We start from the raw sequence: 14,420 nt of genomic DNA on the forward strand, positions 1-14,420 counted from the left end.
TTCCCGAGCGCCCGCGGCGTCGCCCATTGCGGTAATCACGGCGGCCGTGGGCGGCATCTATTGCACTCCCCATTCTCAACCCACTGGAACGATGGAAACGACTCACCATGTCAGACGAGACCGGCTCGGCCAGCACCGGGAAGGAAGCATCCGGGCGCGATGCGCCGCACGGCGCTGCGCGCCGCGACGGCAACGACGCACGCGATGACGGGGGCAAACGCGGCAACGAGAAGAACAAGGACAACGGCGACGACGACGGCCAGCAGAAAAAGCCCGGCAAAAAGCCGCTGATCATTCTCGGCGCGGTCGTGATACTGATCGGCATCGTCGGCTTCGTCTGGTGGTTCGCGACCCGCAACGAAGTAACGACCGACGACGCCTACACCGACGGCAACGCAATCACGATGGCGCCGAAAGTCTCCGGCTACGTGGCGACGCTAGCGGTCGACGACAACCTGTTCGTGCACAAGGGCGACCTGCTGCTCGTAATCGACAAGCGAGACTACCAGGCACAGGTCGATCAGGCGAAGGCGCAGCTCGGTCTTGCGAAGGCGCAATTGAACGCCGCGCAGGTGCAGCTCGATATCGCGCGCGTGCAGTATCCCGCGCAGTACCGCCAGGCGAAGGCGCAGACCTCGTCGGCGGAAGCGAATCTGCGCGAGGCGCAAGCCGCCTGGCAGCGGCAGCACTCGGTCGATCCGCGCGCGACCACGCAGCAGAACGTCGATACCGCCGACGCGCAGCGCCAGTCGGCCGGCGCGAGCGTCGAGCAGGCGCGTGCGCAGCAGCGCACCGCGAGCCTCGTGCCGCAGCAGTTGCGGGAGGCCGAGGCCAGCGTCGACGAACGCCGCCAGCAGGTGCATCAGGCCGAGGCGCAGCTCGAACAGGCGCAGCTGAACCTGTCCTACTGCGAGGTGCGCGCGCCGTCGGATGGCTGGATCACGCGGCGCAACGTGCAGCTCGGCAGCTTCCTCACCGCGGGGGTGTCGTTGTTCTCGATCGTCACGCCGCAGGTGTGGATCACCGCGAACTTCAAGGAATCGCAGCTCGAACGCATGCGCCCCGGCGACAAGGTGAAGGTCGACGTCGACGCGTATCCGAAGCTCGAGCTGCGCGGCCATGTCGATAGCGTGCAACTCGGCAGCGGCTCGCGCTTCTCGGCGTTCCCCACCGAAAACGCGACCGGCAACTTCGTGAAGATCGTGCAACGCGTACCGGTCAAGATTGTCATCGACGAAGGTCTGCCGCGCGATCATCCGCTCGGGCTCGGCTTGTCGGTCACGCCGAAGGTGTACCTGAAATGACGGCGTCCGATGCCGCGCCGGGCGACGCATCGTCGAACTGGAAGCCATCCGCGAATCCGTGGCTGATCGCGATCGTCGTGACGCTCGCGGCGTTCATGGAAGTGCTCGACACGACCATCGTCAACGTCGCGCTGCCGCATATCGCGGGCACGATGTCCGCGAGCTACGACGAAGCGACGTGGACGCTGACCTCGTATCTGGTCGCCAACGGCATCGTGCTGCCGCTCTCGGGTTTCTTCGGCCGGTTGCTCGGCCGCAAGCGCTATTTCCTCGTCTGCATCGTTGCGTTTACCGTCTGCTCGTTTCTGTGCGGCATCGCGACCGGTCTATGGCAGCTGATCATCTTCCGCTGTTTGCAGGGCTTTTTCGGCGGCGGACTGCAACCGAACCAGCAGTCGATCATTCTCGACACGTTCCCGCCGCAGCAGCGCGGCCGCGCGTTCTCGATCTCGGCGGTCGCGATCGTCGTCGCGCCGGTGCTGGGGCCGACGCTCGGCGGCTGGATCACCGACAACTTTTCGTGGCGCTGGGTGTTCCTCGTGAACGTGCCGTTCGGCGTGCTGACCTCGCTCGCGGTGATGCAGCTGGTCGAGGACCCGCCGTGGAAACGCAAGGGCGACCTGCGCGTGTCGGTGGATTACGTGGGGATCCTGCTGATCGCGATCGGCCTCGGCTGCCTGCAGGTGATGCTCGATCGCGGCGAGGACGACGACTGGTTTTCATCGAACTTCATTCGCGCGTTCACGGTGCTCGCGGTATCGGGCATCGTCGGCGCGACCTACTGGCTGCTGTACACGAAGAAGCCGGTCGTCGACCTGCGCTGTCTGAAGGACCGCAACTTCGCGCTCGGCTGCGTGACGATCGCCGCGTTCGCGACGATGCTCTATGGCAGCGCGGTGCTCGTGCCGCAGCTCGCGCAGCAGCAGCTCGGCTATACGGCGATGCTCGCGGGCCTCGTGCTATCGCCGGGCGCGGTGCTGATCACGATGGAAATTCCGCTGATCAGCAAAATGATGCCGCACGTGCAGACGCGTTTTCTGGTGGCGACCGGCTTCGGGCTGCTCGCGTGCGCGCTCGCGTATACGCACACGCTGACGCCGGACATCGATTACTTCACGCTGGTGAAGATGCGCAGCGCGCAGTCGCTCGCGATCGGCTTCCTGTTCGTGCCGATCACGACGCTTGCGTATCTGACGGTGCCGCCGCGACTCAACGACGACGCGTCCGCGCTGTTCACGATGTTCCGCAACGTCGCGGGTTCGATCGGCATCTCGCTGTCGACCGCGATGGTTCGCGAGCGCACGCAGGCGCGCATGGCGCATCTGTCGGAGTTCATGTCGCCGCTCTCGCAGAACTACGACGATACCTTGCAACGCAATGCGCAAAGGATCGCGGATATGAATGGCATGCCGCTTTCGCAGGCGCTGCAAACCGCCAACGGCCATCTGTACACCACGTACATCTCGCAGGCGACGTTCCTCGCCTATGTCGACGTGTTCGCGTTCCTCGCGATTTTCTGCACGCTTTGCATCCCGATCACGATTTTCTTTTCACCGGTCAAGGCGTCCGGCGGCGGAGGACATTGAAGTGAAGCTTCGTTCGAAGCGCGGCGTTCTCGATTCCGCTGCGGGTTTCATCGCGTGTTTCGTCATCGGCATGCCCGCGCTGCTGCTCGCGTCCTGCACGGTAGGCCCCGACTTTCATGTGCCGCACGCCGACGTGCCGGCGCAGTGGCACGATACCGAGCGCACCGCTGCGAGCGAGGCGGCCGCAAGCGGCGCATCATCCGCAACGGCGGCCAAAGTCGCTTCCGTGCCGACGCTCGACACCGATCCCGACCCGCGTTGGTGGCGCAGCTTCAACGATCCGACGCTCGACGCGCTGATCGCCCGCGCCGCGCTCGGCAACCTGGACTTGCAGCAGGCTGTGCTGCGCATCGTCGAAGCGCGCACCCAGGTGCAAGCGGCGGCCGCGCAAGGTTTGCCGAATCTGCGCGCGACCGGCAGCTATCAGCGCGAGCAGCTCGGCCTCAAAGGCTTTCTGGAGGAGAACGGCGCGTTCGATAAGGTCGATCAGCTCGGCGCGCCGAATTCGCCGGTCAATGCGATCGCACCGGGCGCGGGGGCCGCGCTGCAAAACGGCGCGAACAACCTGCTCGATCAGCTCACCGCGCCGGTCAATCTGTGGCAGGTCGGCTTCGACGCGACCTGGGAGCTCGATCTGTTCGGCCGCGTGCGTCGCTCGGTCGAGGCCGCGAACGCGCAAACCGAGGCCGCCTACGAAAGCCGCAACGACGCGTTGCTATCGCTCGAAGCCGAGGTCGCGCAGACCTATATGCAGTTGCGCGGCGCGCAGACCTTGCACGACATCGCGGTGAGCCTCGTCGAGCAGCAAGGCGAGACCGTCGCGTTGACGGAGAACCAGGCGAAGGTCGGACTCGCGAGCCAGCTCGATGTGCAAAGCGCCCGCGCCCAGCTCGCGCAAACCAAAACGCAGTTGCCGCAATTCGATCAGCAGATTGCCCAGGCGCTGAACGCGCTCGCGTATCTGATCGGTGAGCCGCCCGGCGCGCTAGAAGCGCAGCTGAGCACGCCGCAGACCGTGCCGCCGGTGCCGCCCGTCGTGCCGGTAGGCTTGCCTTCGACGCTCGCGCGGCGCCGGCCCGACATCCGCCGCGCCGAGGCGAACCTGCATGCGGCGACCGCGAGTGTTGGCGTCGCGGTCGCGCAGTTCTATCCGGACGTATCGCTGACCGGCCAGGCCGGCATGCGCGCGACGAATGCGCGCGATCTCGCGCGCTGGTCGCACCTGTTCTATTCGTTCGGACCCACCGTGTCGCTGCCGATTTTCCAGGGCGGCGCGCTGGTCGCCAATCTGCGCATGTCGAAGGCCCAGCAGGCCGAGGCCGCGCTCGATTACCGCAAAACCGTGCTGACGGCGCTGCGGGACGTCGACAACGCGCTCGTCGTCTATCGCACCGATCAGGCGCGGCGCGATGCGCTCGCCGACAGCGTCAGCGCGCAGCAGACCTCGTTCGATCTGTCGCGCGACAGCTATCGAAAGGGGCTCACGAGTTTCATCAACGTGCTCGACGCGCAGCGGCAGCTCGCGCAGGCACGCGAGCAATACGCTCAAGGCACGACCCAGGTCAGCACCGATCTGGTGGCGCTCTACAAGGCGCTAGGCGGGGGCTGGCAGAGCGATGCGGATGCGGCGGGGGCAACCGGCGCGGCGGCGCCGCCAGGCAGTGGCGGATAAGCGGCCGCGATGCAGCGGTGCCGCAAGGTCGCAAGGCCGCAAGGCTTCAGCCATGCTCGAACTGCGGCTCCGCAATCTCCGTTCGCGTCGCATCGAGATGACGGCATGCGGCTAGCATCTGCTGCAACGACGTCACCGCGCAATCCGCTTCCAGCGACTCTTGCTGTTCCGCGCTCCACTGCTGCGTATCCTCGGGTGCCCAAAGGCCGACCACGATCGACACGTTCGGCAGGCGCGCGCGGATGCGCCGGATCAGATTGCGCAAATGCGACGGAATACCGTCGATCTGCAGATACAGAAGGCAGACGATGCCGATGTCGTCTGCCTCGAGGCGATCGATCGATGCGCGCGACACCGCCTCGTGCGGCAGCGAACGCGCCGCGAAGCCGTGCTTGCCGAGCAACTGCAGCAGGATGACCGTCGCGAGCGCGTCGAGCGGACCACGGCCCGGCAGGCACAACACGCGGCTCGTCGGCGCATGCCACGCGAATACGGGCTCTACGACGGACGGTTCGCCGCCCGGCTCCTGCTGCGGGCCGTGGCTCTGTTCCGGCGCGAGCGTCGCGGTGCTCACGCCACTGTTCGCCGCGTCGACCGATCGTGGCATCGCCCGGGCGGTCTGCGTTTCGTCGGAGGGCGCGAGCGGCCCCGGTGCTCCCCAGTTCGGCTGTGTTGCGAGCGGTGCGGGCTCGCGATCCTCGTAGCCGTCGAGGCCGTCGACCAGCTCGTTGGTCGTCGATTCGATGCGCGCGAGTTGTGCGCTCGTCACGCTGCCGCTCGTTACGTCGCTGGCCGCGAGCCGCAAGCCCTTGATTGCGACTTCGTCGTAATAGGCCGACAACGAGCGATCACGCAGCAGCACTTCGGCCTGCTCGATCGGTTCATCCGGATCGCCAGCGAGCGCGCGTTGATAGAAGTTTTCGACCGGCGTCAGCGGCGGCTGATCGCCGAGCAGCACGTCGAGAAACTCCAGACGCCGCACATGCCGGCCGAGCACCATCAGACACAGCGTCAACGGTGTCGACAGGATCAGGCCGATGGGCCCCCAGATCCAGCTCCAGAAGATCGCCGCGACCACCACCGAAAACGGCGACAGGCCCGTGCTGCGCCCATACAGCAACGGCTCGACCACCTGCCCCACTGCGAGTTCGGCGACCACGAACAGCACCAGCGACCAGATCGCCATCTCCCAGCCGGGACTGACCGCGGCCGCGAGCGCGGTGGGCAGTATCGCGGCGATCCAGATGCCGACGTAGGGCACGAGCCGCAGCAGCGCCGCGAGAATGCCCCACAGGATCGGGCTAGGCACGCCGATCAGAAACAGCCCCGCGCCGATCACGACGCCGACGCCGGTGTTCACGCCGAGCTGAGACACGAAGTAGCGGCTCAGGCGCCGCGCGGTCTCGTCCATCACCGTGGTCGTGCGATGCAGGTCGCGCGAGCCGAACAGCCGGATCGCGCGATCGCGCAGGTCGTCGCGTTGCAGCAGGATCACGATCGTGACGACGAAAACGATGAACGCGGTTTCCAATGGACTGATGGCCGGCGACAGCACGCGTCGCGCGAGCTCGAACGGCGTCGGCACCGGCTCGCGCACTTCGACCGGCACGGCCGTCGATGCCTGCGGGCTCGCCGCGGCCGCCGCGCCGTTCGGCGCTCGTAATTGTGGCGGCTCGATCGTCGTGCGCTGCAACGCCTGCCCTGCCTCGCTCGCGAACCGGTTCAGCTTGCCGATCGTCAGGCTGTGCACGGTATCGAGCTTGTGATGGATGGTCGCCTGATAACGCGGCATGCCGGCGGCGAGATCGGTCAGTTGCGTGGCGATCACCGCGCACAACAGCGCGATGACCGACACCGAGATCAGCACCGCCGCGCACACCGACGCGACATGGCCGAGTTTGAGCCGGGCCAGTGCATCGGCGAGTGGCGCGACGAGAAAGCTCAACAGGATCGCGAGCGTGATCGGAATCATCACCGCGCTCGCGAAGTACAGGCATGCGACCGCGATCACCGCGACGACGAACGTGACGAGGCCCTCGATACCGAATGCGGCGCTCGCCGCCTGAATGCGCGCGGCGGGGCTCGTGGCGCGCGGCTCGGGTGTGTCGTTCATCTCGTTGAAGAAGATCGGGCATGGGAAAGCGGTCCCTGAGCCGCGCCGCGATGCGCCGGCTCAGAGTCTAGTTACTTGTGAAGGCCAAGTAACGCCTATTTCATCGTGTCGCCCGACACCGGCCCGCTCTCGACCGGTGGTGCCTCCTTCTCGATCTCACTGCGCGCCTGCTCCCAGTATTGCTCGGGCCTGCCCTTCGGCTCGGCCGCCTGCTCCCACAGATAGTAGGCGCGCATGCGGATCTGCTCGTCGACGCTCGGTTCCTGTTCCATTTGTTCACCCCAGCCTGGCTGTTTGCGTTCGCGCGTCTATCGTCGCGAAGATCGGAGACGCGTGCGTGTCGTCGACAACAGAGGGAGCAAACCTTGTACCCGGGCTGCGGCCCGCTTGTACCACGGAGTGCGACGGAACTGGCGTCGCTCGCTCACCCGGACTAGCCTGGCGATGAGTCGCCTTCGTCGGAAGTCAACTGCTCTTCGAGACGGTCGAACACGCGCTGCGTCGCGCGGCTCGGCGCTTCGAGCGCGAACAGCAGCAGCGAGCGGCCCGTCACCTGGTAGGCGTCGCCCGCGCTGAATTGCGGCAGCTCGGCGCGCACCGGCATGTTGGTGTCGACGAGGCAGGTCCAGCGCTCGCCCTCGGGAATGTCGGGCAGCGTGAAGTTGACGACGTCGTGATGCGCGTTCAGCACCAGCAGCAAGGTCGCGTCGGACGCGAGACGGCGAATGCCGCTCGCTTGCGCGCGGCCGTCGATCACGAGGCCGAAGCAGCGCATCGCCGGATCGGCCCATTGCTCGTCCGTGATGTCGGTGCCGTCCGGCGATAGCCAGCGCGTGTCGGTTACGTCGAGCGTCTCGTTGTATTCGCCGGTCAGAAACCGGCCGCGCCGCAGCACCGGCAAGCGGTGGCGCAGCGTGGTCAGCTTGCGCACGAACTCGGTCAGCGCGCGGCCGTCGTCATCGATCGCATCCCAATCGACCCAGCTGATCTCGTTGTCCTGGCAATACGCATTGTTGTTGCCCTGCTGCGTGCGGCCGAATTCGTCGCCGGCGAGGATCATCGGCGTGCCCTGCGAGAGCAGCAGCGTCGCGAGCAGATTGCGCTTCTGGCGCTCGCGTTGCTGGCGGATGTCGGGGTCGTCGGTGGGTCCTTCGGCGCCCATGTTCCACGACCGGTTGTCCGCGTGGCCGTCGCGATTGTCCTCGCCGTTTGCGTCGTTGTGCTTGTCGTTGTACGAGACCAGATCGTTCAGCGTGAAGCCGTCGTGCGCGGCGATGAAGTTCACGCTCGCCCACGGCCGCCGGCCGCGGTGATTGAACTTGTCGCCCGACGCGGTGATGCGTGTTGCGAGATCCGCGGCGGTGCTCTCGTCGCCCTTCCAGTACGCGCGCACGGTGTCGCGGAAGCGATCGTTCCATTCGGCCCAGCCCGGCGGAAAACCGCCCACCTGATAGCCGCCGGGGCCGCAATCCCAAGGCTCGGCGATCAGCCGGATGCTGGAGAGCACCGGGTCCTGGCGGCAGCTGTCGAGAAAGCCGCCGCCTTCGTCGAAGCCGTGATCTTCGCGGCCGAGGATCGTCGCGAGATCGAAGCGGAAACCGTCCACTTTCATTTCGGTGACCCAGTAGCGCAGACTGTCGGTCACCATCTGCAGCACGCGCGGATGCGAGAGGTTCAAGGTATTGCCGGTGCCGGTGTCGTTGATGTAGTAGCGGGGCTCGTCGGGCATCAGCCGGTAGTACGACGCGTTGTCGATGCCCTTGAACGAGATCGTCGGGCCGCGTTCGTTGCCTTCGGCCGTGTGGTTGTACACGACGTCGAGTATCACTTCGAGATCGGCCTGGTGAAAGCGGTCGACCATCTCCTTGAACTCGCCGACCGATTCGGTCGACGACGCGAAGAAACGGGGATCGGCCGCGAAAAAGCCGATCGTGTTGTAGCCCCAGTAGTTCGTCAGCCCCTTGTCGAGCAGATGTTTGTCGTTGACGAAGGTCTGGATCGGCATCAGTTCGACCGTGGTCACGCCGAGGCTGCGGATGTGGTCGAGCACCGGCTGCTGCGCGAGACCCGCGAATGTGCCGCGCAAACGCTCGGGCACTTGCGGATGACGTTTCGTATAGCCGCGCACATGCGTCTCGTACAGAATCACGCGCTCCCACGGCAGCGCGTTACGCTCCGGATGACTCCACGAAAAATTCGCGTCGACCACCTTGCATTTCGGCACGAAGGGCGCGCTGTCGCGCTCATCGAATGACAGGTCGAGCTCTTCCGAATCGAGCGTATAGCCGAAAATTTCCGGCGCCCATTTCAGCTCGCCGATGTGCGCCTTCGCATACGGATCGAGCAGCAGCTTGTTCGGATTGAAGCGATGCCCGTTCTGGGGCTCGTAGGGACCATGCACGCGATATCCATAGACGGCACCCGGTTTCAGATTCGGTACGAACACATGCCATACCTCGTCGGTGTACTCGGGCAGCTCGATGCGTTCGAGTTCGTGCTGGCCGGATTCGTCGAACAGACACAGTTCGACTTTCGTCGCGTGCGCGGAGAACAGGGCGAAGTTGACGCCGCTGCCGTTCCATGTCGCGCCGAGCGGAAAAGGCGCGCCTTCGGAAATGCGCGTCGAGTAGCTGGCTGGGAATGACATAGATGGTCTCAGTGGATGCAAGGAAGGTTGGTATCTCGGGGGCATGCATGTGCTTTTTTTCAACTGCCTTTCCACCTGTTCCGGGCTGCTCTCTATTCAAGTGTAGGCATTCGGGGCGAACGCGCCGGACAATGCACAGCGCGCACCCAGCAGGCGAGTTCTGATAGCAACTTATGGGCCTGATTGGCTCCCCTTCCCTCAGATCAAAGTCGCGGCATGAGATTTGCAGCACAGCGGCAAGGCGCACGCGTTCCGCGCCATCGAAAAGCCACGACAGCAATCAGGGAGAACACAGATGATGCGCAACACGCAGATCAAACCGCTGGCCGCTTCCGCATCGCTTCTCGCCGCCATTACGCTGATTTCCGCGTTCGGCACATGCGGCAGCGCGTTCGCGCAAGGCGCGCCGCAGGCGATCACCGAAAAACGCACCGACGTCGTGCAGCTCGCGAGCGGCTATCGCGCGTCGAAGCTGTCGGGCGCGGACGTGTACAACCGCAACAAGGACAACATCGGCACGCTCGACGATCTGATCGTTTCGCCAGGCACCGAGCGCACCACTTACGCGATCCTGTCGGTCGGCGGCTTTCTCGGCCTGGGCAAGCATCTGGTCGCCGTGCCGTTCAACGATCTGCAGATCGACAACCGGCGTGTCGTGCTGCCCGATGGGACGAAGAAATCGCTCGAGGCGTTGCCGGAGTTCAAGTACGCGGATTGAGCGCGGCGTTGCCGCGTCGCATCGATCGACGCGGCAACGGGCCGTCAGCCGAGCAGCTTGTCGGGCGTAATCGGCAAATCGCGGATGCGTTTGCCGGTCGCATGCCAGATCGCGTTGCAGACCGCTGCGGCCACGCCCACCACGCCGATTTCTCCGACGCCTTTGACGCCGAGCGGATTGACGATGTCGTCGCGCTCGTCGACGAACAGCACGTCGATTTCGTGAATGTCGGCGTTCACGGGCATGTGGTATTCGGCGAGGTTGTGATTCATCTGCCGTCCGAGCACGTGATCGAACTGGCCGTGCTCGTGCAGCGCCATGCTGATGCCCCACACGACGCCGCCCGCGACCTGATTGCCCGCCGTCTTCGGATTGACGATGCGCCCCGCCGCGACCGCGCTGACCACGCGCGTCACGCGCACGGTGCCGAGCGCTTCGTCGACGCGCACTTCCGCGAACACCGCCGAATACGTGCCCATCGAATACGCCTGCTGCTTGACGTGCGGCTGCACGCTCGCCTGCTCTTCGAGTTCGTCGAGCCCCGCGCGTTCGAGCAGCGTCGCGATCGCAATCGAGTCGTCCGCGTGCGGGCCGCACACGAGCCGGTTGCGCTCGCGCCGCACTGCTTCGCGCTCCACCGACGCGAAGCGCGCACCGCCATGTTCGCGCGCGAGTTCGACGAGACGATTGTGCAGGCGCGTACAGGCCGCATCGACTGCGCTGCCCACTGACGACACCGTCCACGATCCGCCCTCGATCGGCGCCTTCGGCAACCGCGTATCGCCGAGTTCGAAGCTGACGTCCGCGAGCGGCACGCCGAGCGCATCGGCGGCGATCTGCGTCATCGCGGTGTAGGTGCCGGTGCCGATATCGGAGGTCGAACTCGACACTCTGACGCGGCCATCGGGCGTCAGCACCGCGCGGGCGGCCGCTTTGTTCTGCATCGCGTCCCACGCACCGGTCGCCATCCCCCAGCCGATCAACTCGTTGCCTTCGCGGCGTGCGCGCGGTTCGAGCGGCCGCCCCGCCCAGCCGAAGCGCGCCGCGCCTTCGCGATAGCAGTCGCGCAGCGCCTTGCTCGAAAACGGCAGGTTCTTGTTCGCGTCGCGCTCCGCATAGTTGACGAGCCGCAATTCGAGCGGGTCCATCCGCAATGCCTCGGCGAGCTCGTCCATCGCGACTTCGAGCGGAAAGAGCCCCTGGGTCGCGCCGGGCGCGCGCATGTCGGCCGGCGTCGGCACGTCGAGCTTCGCGACCTTGTATCCCATCGACACGTTGTCGCATCGATACAGCTGCCCGGCCCAGTTGACCACGACGTCGCAGAACTCCTCGTAGCGTGAGGTTTCCGACACCGCCTCGTGAATCACCGCCTGCAGGCGGCCGTCCGCCGACGCGCCGAGCGCGACGCGTTGCACCGATTGCGGCCGATGCGCGAAGGTGAACATCTGTTGCCGGGTCAGCGTGACGCGCACGGGTTTCTTCAGTTCGCGCGCCGCCATCACCGCGAGCGCCAGATGATATTGCGGCCGCAAGCCGGAGCCGAACGCGCCGCCGACGAACGGCGACACCACCTGCACTTCGTCGTCTTGCAAACCGAACACGCGCTTCAGATAGCCCTTCGTATTGACGACGCCCTGAGTCTTCTCATAGACGGTCAAGTGTCCTTGCGCATCGGGCACCACGGTACAGCCGTGCATTTCCATCGGATTGTGGTATTCCGCGGGCGTCGTGTAGAAGGCGTCTACGCGCACCCTGGCGTCGGCCAACGCTTTGCGCGGCTCGCCGCGCTCGGGCGGCGGCGGATCGAAGCCGCCTTTCTCCGCCGACGGCGGCACGGCGCTCATCAACGCCGCTTCGATATCGGTCTGATGAGAAGCGGCCTCGTAGCGCACCCGCACCAGCGACGCCGCATAGCGCGCGAGTTCGAGCGACTGCGCGACCACCAGCGCGACGGGCTGCCCGCTATACCACACGCGCTCGTCCCACAGCGGCCTCAATGGCGTGCCGGCCGGCGCGATCATGTCCTTGAACGCATCGACATCCGACGGCAGCGCCGGGCGCTTGCGATGCGTGAGCACGAGCAGCACACCGGGCAGCGCCTCGGCGGCCGAGGTATCGATCGACACGATCTTGCCCGTCGCGATGGTGCCCGACACGACGGCGCCATACACGAGCCCTTCGGCGCAGAACTCGGCCGCATATTGCGCGGCGCCGGTCACTTTGGCGGGCCCGTCGACACGCGAATGCGGCACGCCGATCGCGGGCTTCGGGCTGCCTGCCGATGGCAAGGTTTCGGCACGGTTCATCGCGCGGCCTCCTCGAACGAACGTTGTGTAGCCTCGCCGAAGGCGCGCACGATCACGCGCGCCGCGAGTTCGATCTTGAACGCGTTGTCGCGCTGAGCGCGCGCATCGCGCAGCAGCGCCGCCGCGAAATCGCGCACGGTCCGCTCGTTCAGCGTCTCGCCGCGCAGTGCAGCTTCGGCGGCGGGATCCCGCCACGGCTTGTGCGCGACGCCGCCGAGCGCGCAACGCGCGTCGACGATACGCGAGTCGTCATCGAGTTCGACACCGACCGCGGCCGACGCCAGCGCGAACGCATACGATGCGCGGTCGCGCACCTTCACGTACGCGTGATGCGTGGCAAAGCCTTGCGCCGGCAGTTCGATCGCGGTCACGAGTTCGTCGTCGCGCAAGTTGGTATCGATGTGCGGCGTGTCGCCGGGCAGCCGGTGAAAATCCGCGAACGGCAGCGTGCGTGCGCCGTCGTTGCCGATCAGATGCACGGTGGCGCCGAGTGCCGCCAACGCCACGCACATATCTGACGGATGCACGGCGATGCAGTGTTCGCTCGCGCCGAGGATCGCGTGAATGCGGTTCACGCCGTGCAGCGCCGGACAGCCGCTGCCCGGTTCGCGTTTGTTGCACGGCGTGCCCACGTCGTAGAAGTAGTAGCAGCGCGTGCGTTGCAGCAGATTGCCGCCGACCGTCGCGACGTTGCGAATCTGCGGCGACGCGCCGGCCAGGATCGCTTTCGCGAGCAGCGGGTAGCGTGTTGCGACGGTATCGTCATACGCGAGCGCGCTGTTCGTTACCAGCGCGCCGATCACCAGGCCGCCTTGCGCCGACGCTTCGATCCGCCTGAGCGGCAAACGGTTGATGTCGACGAGCAAAGCCGGCCGCGCCACATCTTCGCGCAACAGGTCGACGAGATTCGTGCCGCCCGCGATGAACGCGGCGGCCTTGTCCGAACGATGCCGTTCGAGCGCATCCTGCACCGCATCGGCGCGCGTGTATGAGAAGCGGTTCATGGCCGCGCTCCGCGCTGATTGCCGACCGGACTGTCGTGCGGTGCATCCTCGTCGCCGAAATGCGCCACGTCGAGAATCGCGGCGACGATATTCGTGTATGCGCCGCAGCGGCACAGATTGCCGCTCATCTGCTCGCGCACGTCGTCCGCGCAGCGCGCATGGCCTTCTTCGAGCATCGCGTACGCCGAGCAGATTTGCCCCGGCGTACAGTAGCCGCACTGGAACGCGTCATGTTCGATGAACGCCTGCTGCAATGGATGCAACGTATCGCCGTTCGCGAGACCTTCGATCGTCGTGATCGATGCACCGTCGTACACGACCGCGAGCGCGAGGCAGGTATTGATCCGCTGACCATTGACGAGCGCGGTGCACGCGCCGCATTGGCCGTGATCGCAGCCCTTCTTGGTGCCGGTGAGGTGCGCATGCTCGCGCAGCAGATCGAGCAGCGAGGTCCACGCTTGAACGTCGAAGTGCCGCGTCTCGCCGTTGATATCGAACGTCAATGCATGCGACGCGGGCGCGTCGGCCTGCGCGGCTTCAGCATCGGGGGTAGCCATCGGATTTCCTCCTCACAAGGCGTCGCGCAAGCAACGCGGCGCGCGACGAAACTCCATGCAACTCGAACCCATGCAAAACGGCGGCAGCGCGCGAGCGCGATGCCGCCGCGGCCTCCGGCGCGTCGCGACGCAGCCCGACGCGCGCGGCTGAACGCTTATTGCCCCGCCGCGCTACCCGCGCGCGGCGGCGTCGCGCCTTTGAAGCGCTTGTTGGTGGCTCGGCCATTGCCGCCGCCGGCGACACCATTGGTCGCGCCCCCCGACTCGCCCACATTGCCGTTCGCGTCGTTCGTGCTGGTCGTATCCGGCGTGCGCGATTCTTCCAGACTTGCGCCCGGTTTTGCGGCGGACTTGCCGTGTTGCGTAGACGGATTGGAACCGGTCTGCGCGAAGCCCGCCTGCGCAAACCCTAGCGCAAGGCAGCCCGACACGAGCGCGGCACCCAGTTTGACGGATACATCGATCTTCATGTCACTCTCCCTTATGACGTTATGGAAACCACTGCGAGAAGCT

General features: G+C 65.8%; 11 protein-coding genes. 4 read left to right on the plus strand and 7 right to left on the minus strand.

All coding sequences use genetic code 11. From position 1 onward, the window contains the following. Positions 1-107 precede the first annotated feature (107 nt). The 3 genes from VSR82_RS27860 to VSR82_RS27870 all read left to right on the plus strand — a co-directional run bounded on the left by VSR82_RS27860 (position 108) and on the right by VSR82_RS27870 (position 4,562). Positions 108-1,304 carry an HlyD family secretion protein gene (locus VSR82_RS27860; protein WP_429455485.1) on the plus strand — a complete coding sequence of 399 codons (1,197 nt, stop codon included), beginning with the start codon at positions 108-110 and terminating at the stop codon, positions 1,302-1,304. Beyond that, positions 1,301-2,890: a DHA2 family efflux MFS transporter permease subunit gene (locus tag VSR82_RS27865; RefSeq protein ID WP_429455486.1), complete on the plus strand. Its 1,590-nt coding sequence runs from the start codon at positions 1,301-1,303 to the stop codon at positions 2,888-2,890. Before VSR82_RS27860 ends, VSR82_RS27865 begins: the two co-directional genes overlap by 4 nt. Positions 2,891-2,960: 70 nt before the next feature. Next, positions 2,961-4,562 (plus strand): efflux transporter outer membrane subunit, encoded by a 1,602-nt coding sequence (locus VSR82_RS27870; protein ID WP_429457677.1) that lies wholly within the window; start codon positions 2,961-2,963, stop codon positions 4,560-4,562. A gap of 46 nt (positions 4,563-4,608) precedes the next feature. Here the strand turns inward: VSR82_RS27870 and VSR82_RS27875 are convergent, their stop codons facing one another. The 3 genes from VSR82_RS27875 to glgX form a co-directional block, all read right to left on the minus strand. Continuing rightward, positions 4,609-6,675, minus strand: a complete 2,067-nt coding sequence (locus tag VSR82_RS27875) for an AI-2E family transporter (RefSeq protein ID WP_429455487.1) — start codon at positions 6,673-6,675, stop codon at positions 4,609-4,611. A 95-nt stretch (positions 6,676-6,770) separates the two neighbouring features. Then, entirely contained in the window at positions 6,771-6,947 is a 177-nt protein-coding gene (locus VSR82_RS27880) for a DUF2934 domain-containing protein (protein WP_368583594.1), read from the minus strand. Between the two features lie 161 nt (positions 6,948-7,108). Then, on the minus strand, positions 7,109-9,322 hold the full coding sequence (gene glgX, locus VSR82_RS27885; RefSeq protein ID WP_368583595.1) for a glycogen debranching protein GlgX: 2,214 nt from the start codon (positions 9,320-9,322) through the stop codon (positions 7,109-7,111). Between the two features lie 295 nt (positions 9,323-9,617). Between glgX and VSR82_RS27890 the strand changes: the two genes are divergently transcribed. After that, positions 9,618-10,040 carry a PRC-barrel domain-containing protein gene (locus VSR82_RS27890; RefSeq protein WP_368583596.1) on the plus strand — a complete coding sequence of 141 codons (423 nt, stop codon included), beginning with the start codon at positions 9,618-9,620 and terminating at the stop codon, positions 10,038-10,040. A gap of 44 nt (positions 10,041-10,084) precedes the next feature. Here VSR82_RS27890 and VSR82_RS27895 read toward each other — a convergent pair whose 3' ends face one another. The 4 genes from VSR82_RS27895 to VSR82_RS27910 form a co-directional block, all read right to left on the minus strand. Continuing rightward, positions 10,085-12,346, minus strand: a complete 2,262-nt coding sequence (locus VSR82_RS27895) for a xanthine dehydrogenase family protein molybdopterin-binding subunit (protein WP_498858249.1) — start codon at positions 12,344-12,346, stop codon at positions 10,085-10,087. Next, positions 12,343-13,350 carry an FAD binding domain-containing protein gene (locus VSR82_RS27900; RefSeq protein ID WP_498858250.1) on the minus strand — a complete coding sequence of 336 codons (1,008 nt, stop codon included), beginning with the start codon at positions 13,348-13,350 and terminating at the stop codon, positions 12,343-12,345. The genes VSR82_RS27895 and VSR82_RS27900 overlap by 4 nt, the downstream gene beginning before the upstream one ends. After that, entirely contained in the window at positions 13,347-13,907 is a 561-nt protein-coding gene (locus tag VSR82_RS27905) for a (2Fe-2S)-binding protein (RefSeq protein WP_368583599.1), read from the minus strand. Before VSR82_RS27905 ends, VSR82_RS27900 begins: the two co-directional genes overlap by 4 nt. Positions 13,908-14,062: 155 nt before the next feature. Then, entirely contained in the window at positions 14,063-14,377 is a 315-nt protein-coding gene (locus tag VSR82_RS27910) for a hypothetical protein (protein WP_368583600.1), read from the minus strand. Positions 14,378-14,420 lie beyond the last annotated feature (43 nt).

The sequence above is a fragment of the Burkholderia sp. JPY481 genome, assembly GCF_038900515.1.
GTDB classification, from domain to species: Bacteria; Pseudomonadota; Gammaproteobacteria; order Burkholderiales; family Burkholderiaceae; genus Paraburkholderia; species Paraburkholderia youngii.

Bases quoted from the DNA above. Each gene is read 5' to 3' on its own strand.
- VSR82_RS27860 (WP_429455485.1), top strand. From the start codon at position 108: ATGTCAGACGAGACCGGCTCGGCCAGCACCGGGAAGGAAGCATCCGGG.
- VSR82_RS27865 (WP_429455486.1), top strand. From the start codon at position 1,301: ATGACGGCGTCCGATGCCGCGCCGGGCGACGCATCGTCGAACTGGAAG.
- VSR82_RS27870 (WP_429457677.1), top strand. From the start codon at position 2,961: ATGCCCGCGCTGCTGCTCGCGTCCTGCACGGTAGGCCCCGACTTTCAT.
- VSR82_RS27875 (WP_429455487.1), bottom strand. From the start codon at position 6,675: ATGAACGACACACCCGAGCCGCGCGCCACGAGCCCCGCCGCGCGCATT.
- VSR82_RS27880 (WP_368583594.1), bottom strand. From the start codon at position 6,947: ATGGAACAGGAACCGAGCGTCGACGAGCAGATCCGCATGCGCGCCTAC.
- glgX (WP_368583595.1), bottom strand. From the start codon at position 9,322: ATGTCATTCCCAGCCAGCTACTCGACGCGCATTTCCGAAGGCGCGCCT.
- VSR82_RS27890 (WP_368583596.1), top strand. From the start codon at position 9,618: ATGATGCGCAACACGCAGATCAAACCGCTGGCCGCTTCCGCATCGCTT.
- VSR82_RS27895 (WP_498858249.1), bottom strand. From the start codon at position 12,346: ATGAACCGTGCCGAAACCTTGCCATCGGCAGGCAGCCCGAAGCCCGCG.
- VSR82_RS27900 (WP_498858250.1), bottom strand. From the start codon at position 13,350: ATGAACCGCTTCTCATACACGCGCGCCGATGCGGTGCAGGATGCGCTC.
- VSR82_RS27905 (WP_368583599.1), bottom strand. From the start codon at position 13,907: ATGGCTACCCCCGATGCTGAAGCCGCGCAGGCCGACGCGCCCGCGTCG.
- VSR82_RS27910 (WP_368583600.1), bottom strand. From the start codon at position 14,377: ATGAAGATCGATGTATCCGTCAAACTGGGTGCCGCGCTCGTGTCGGGC.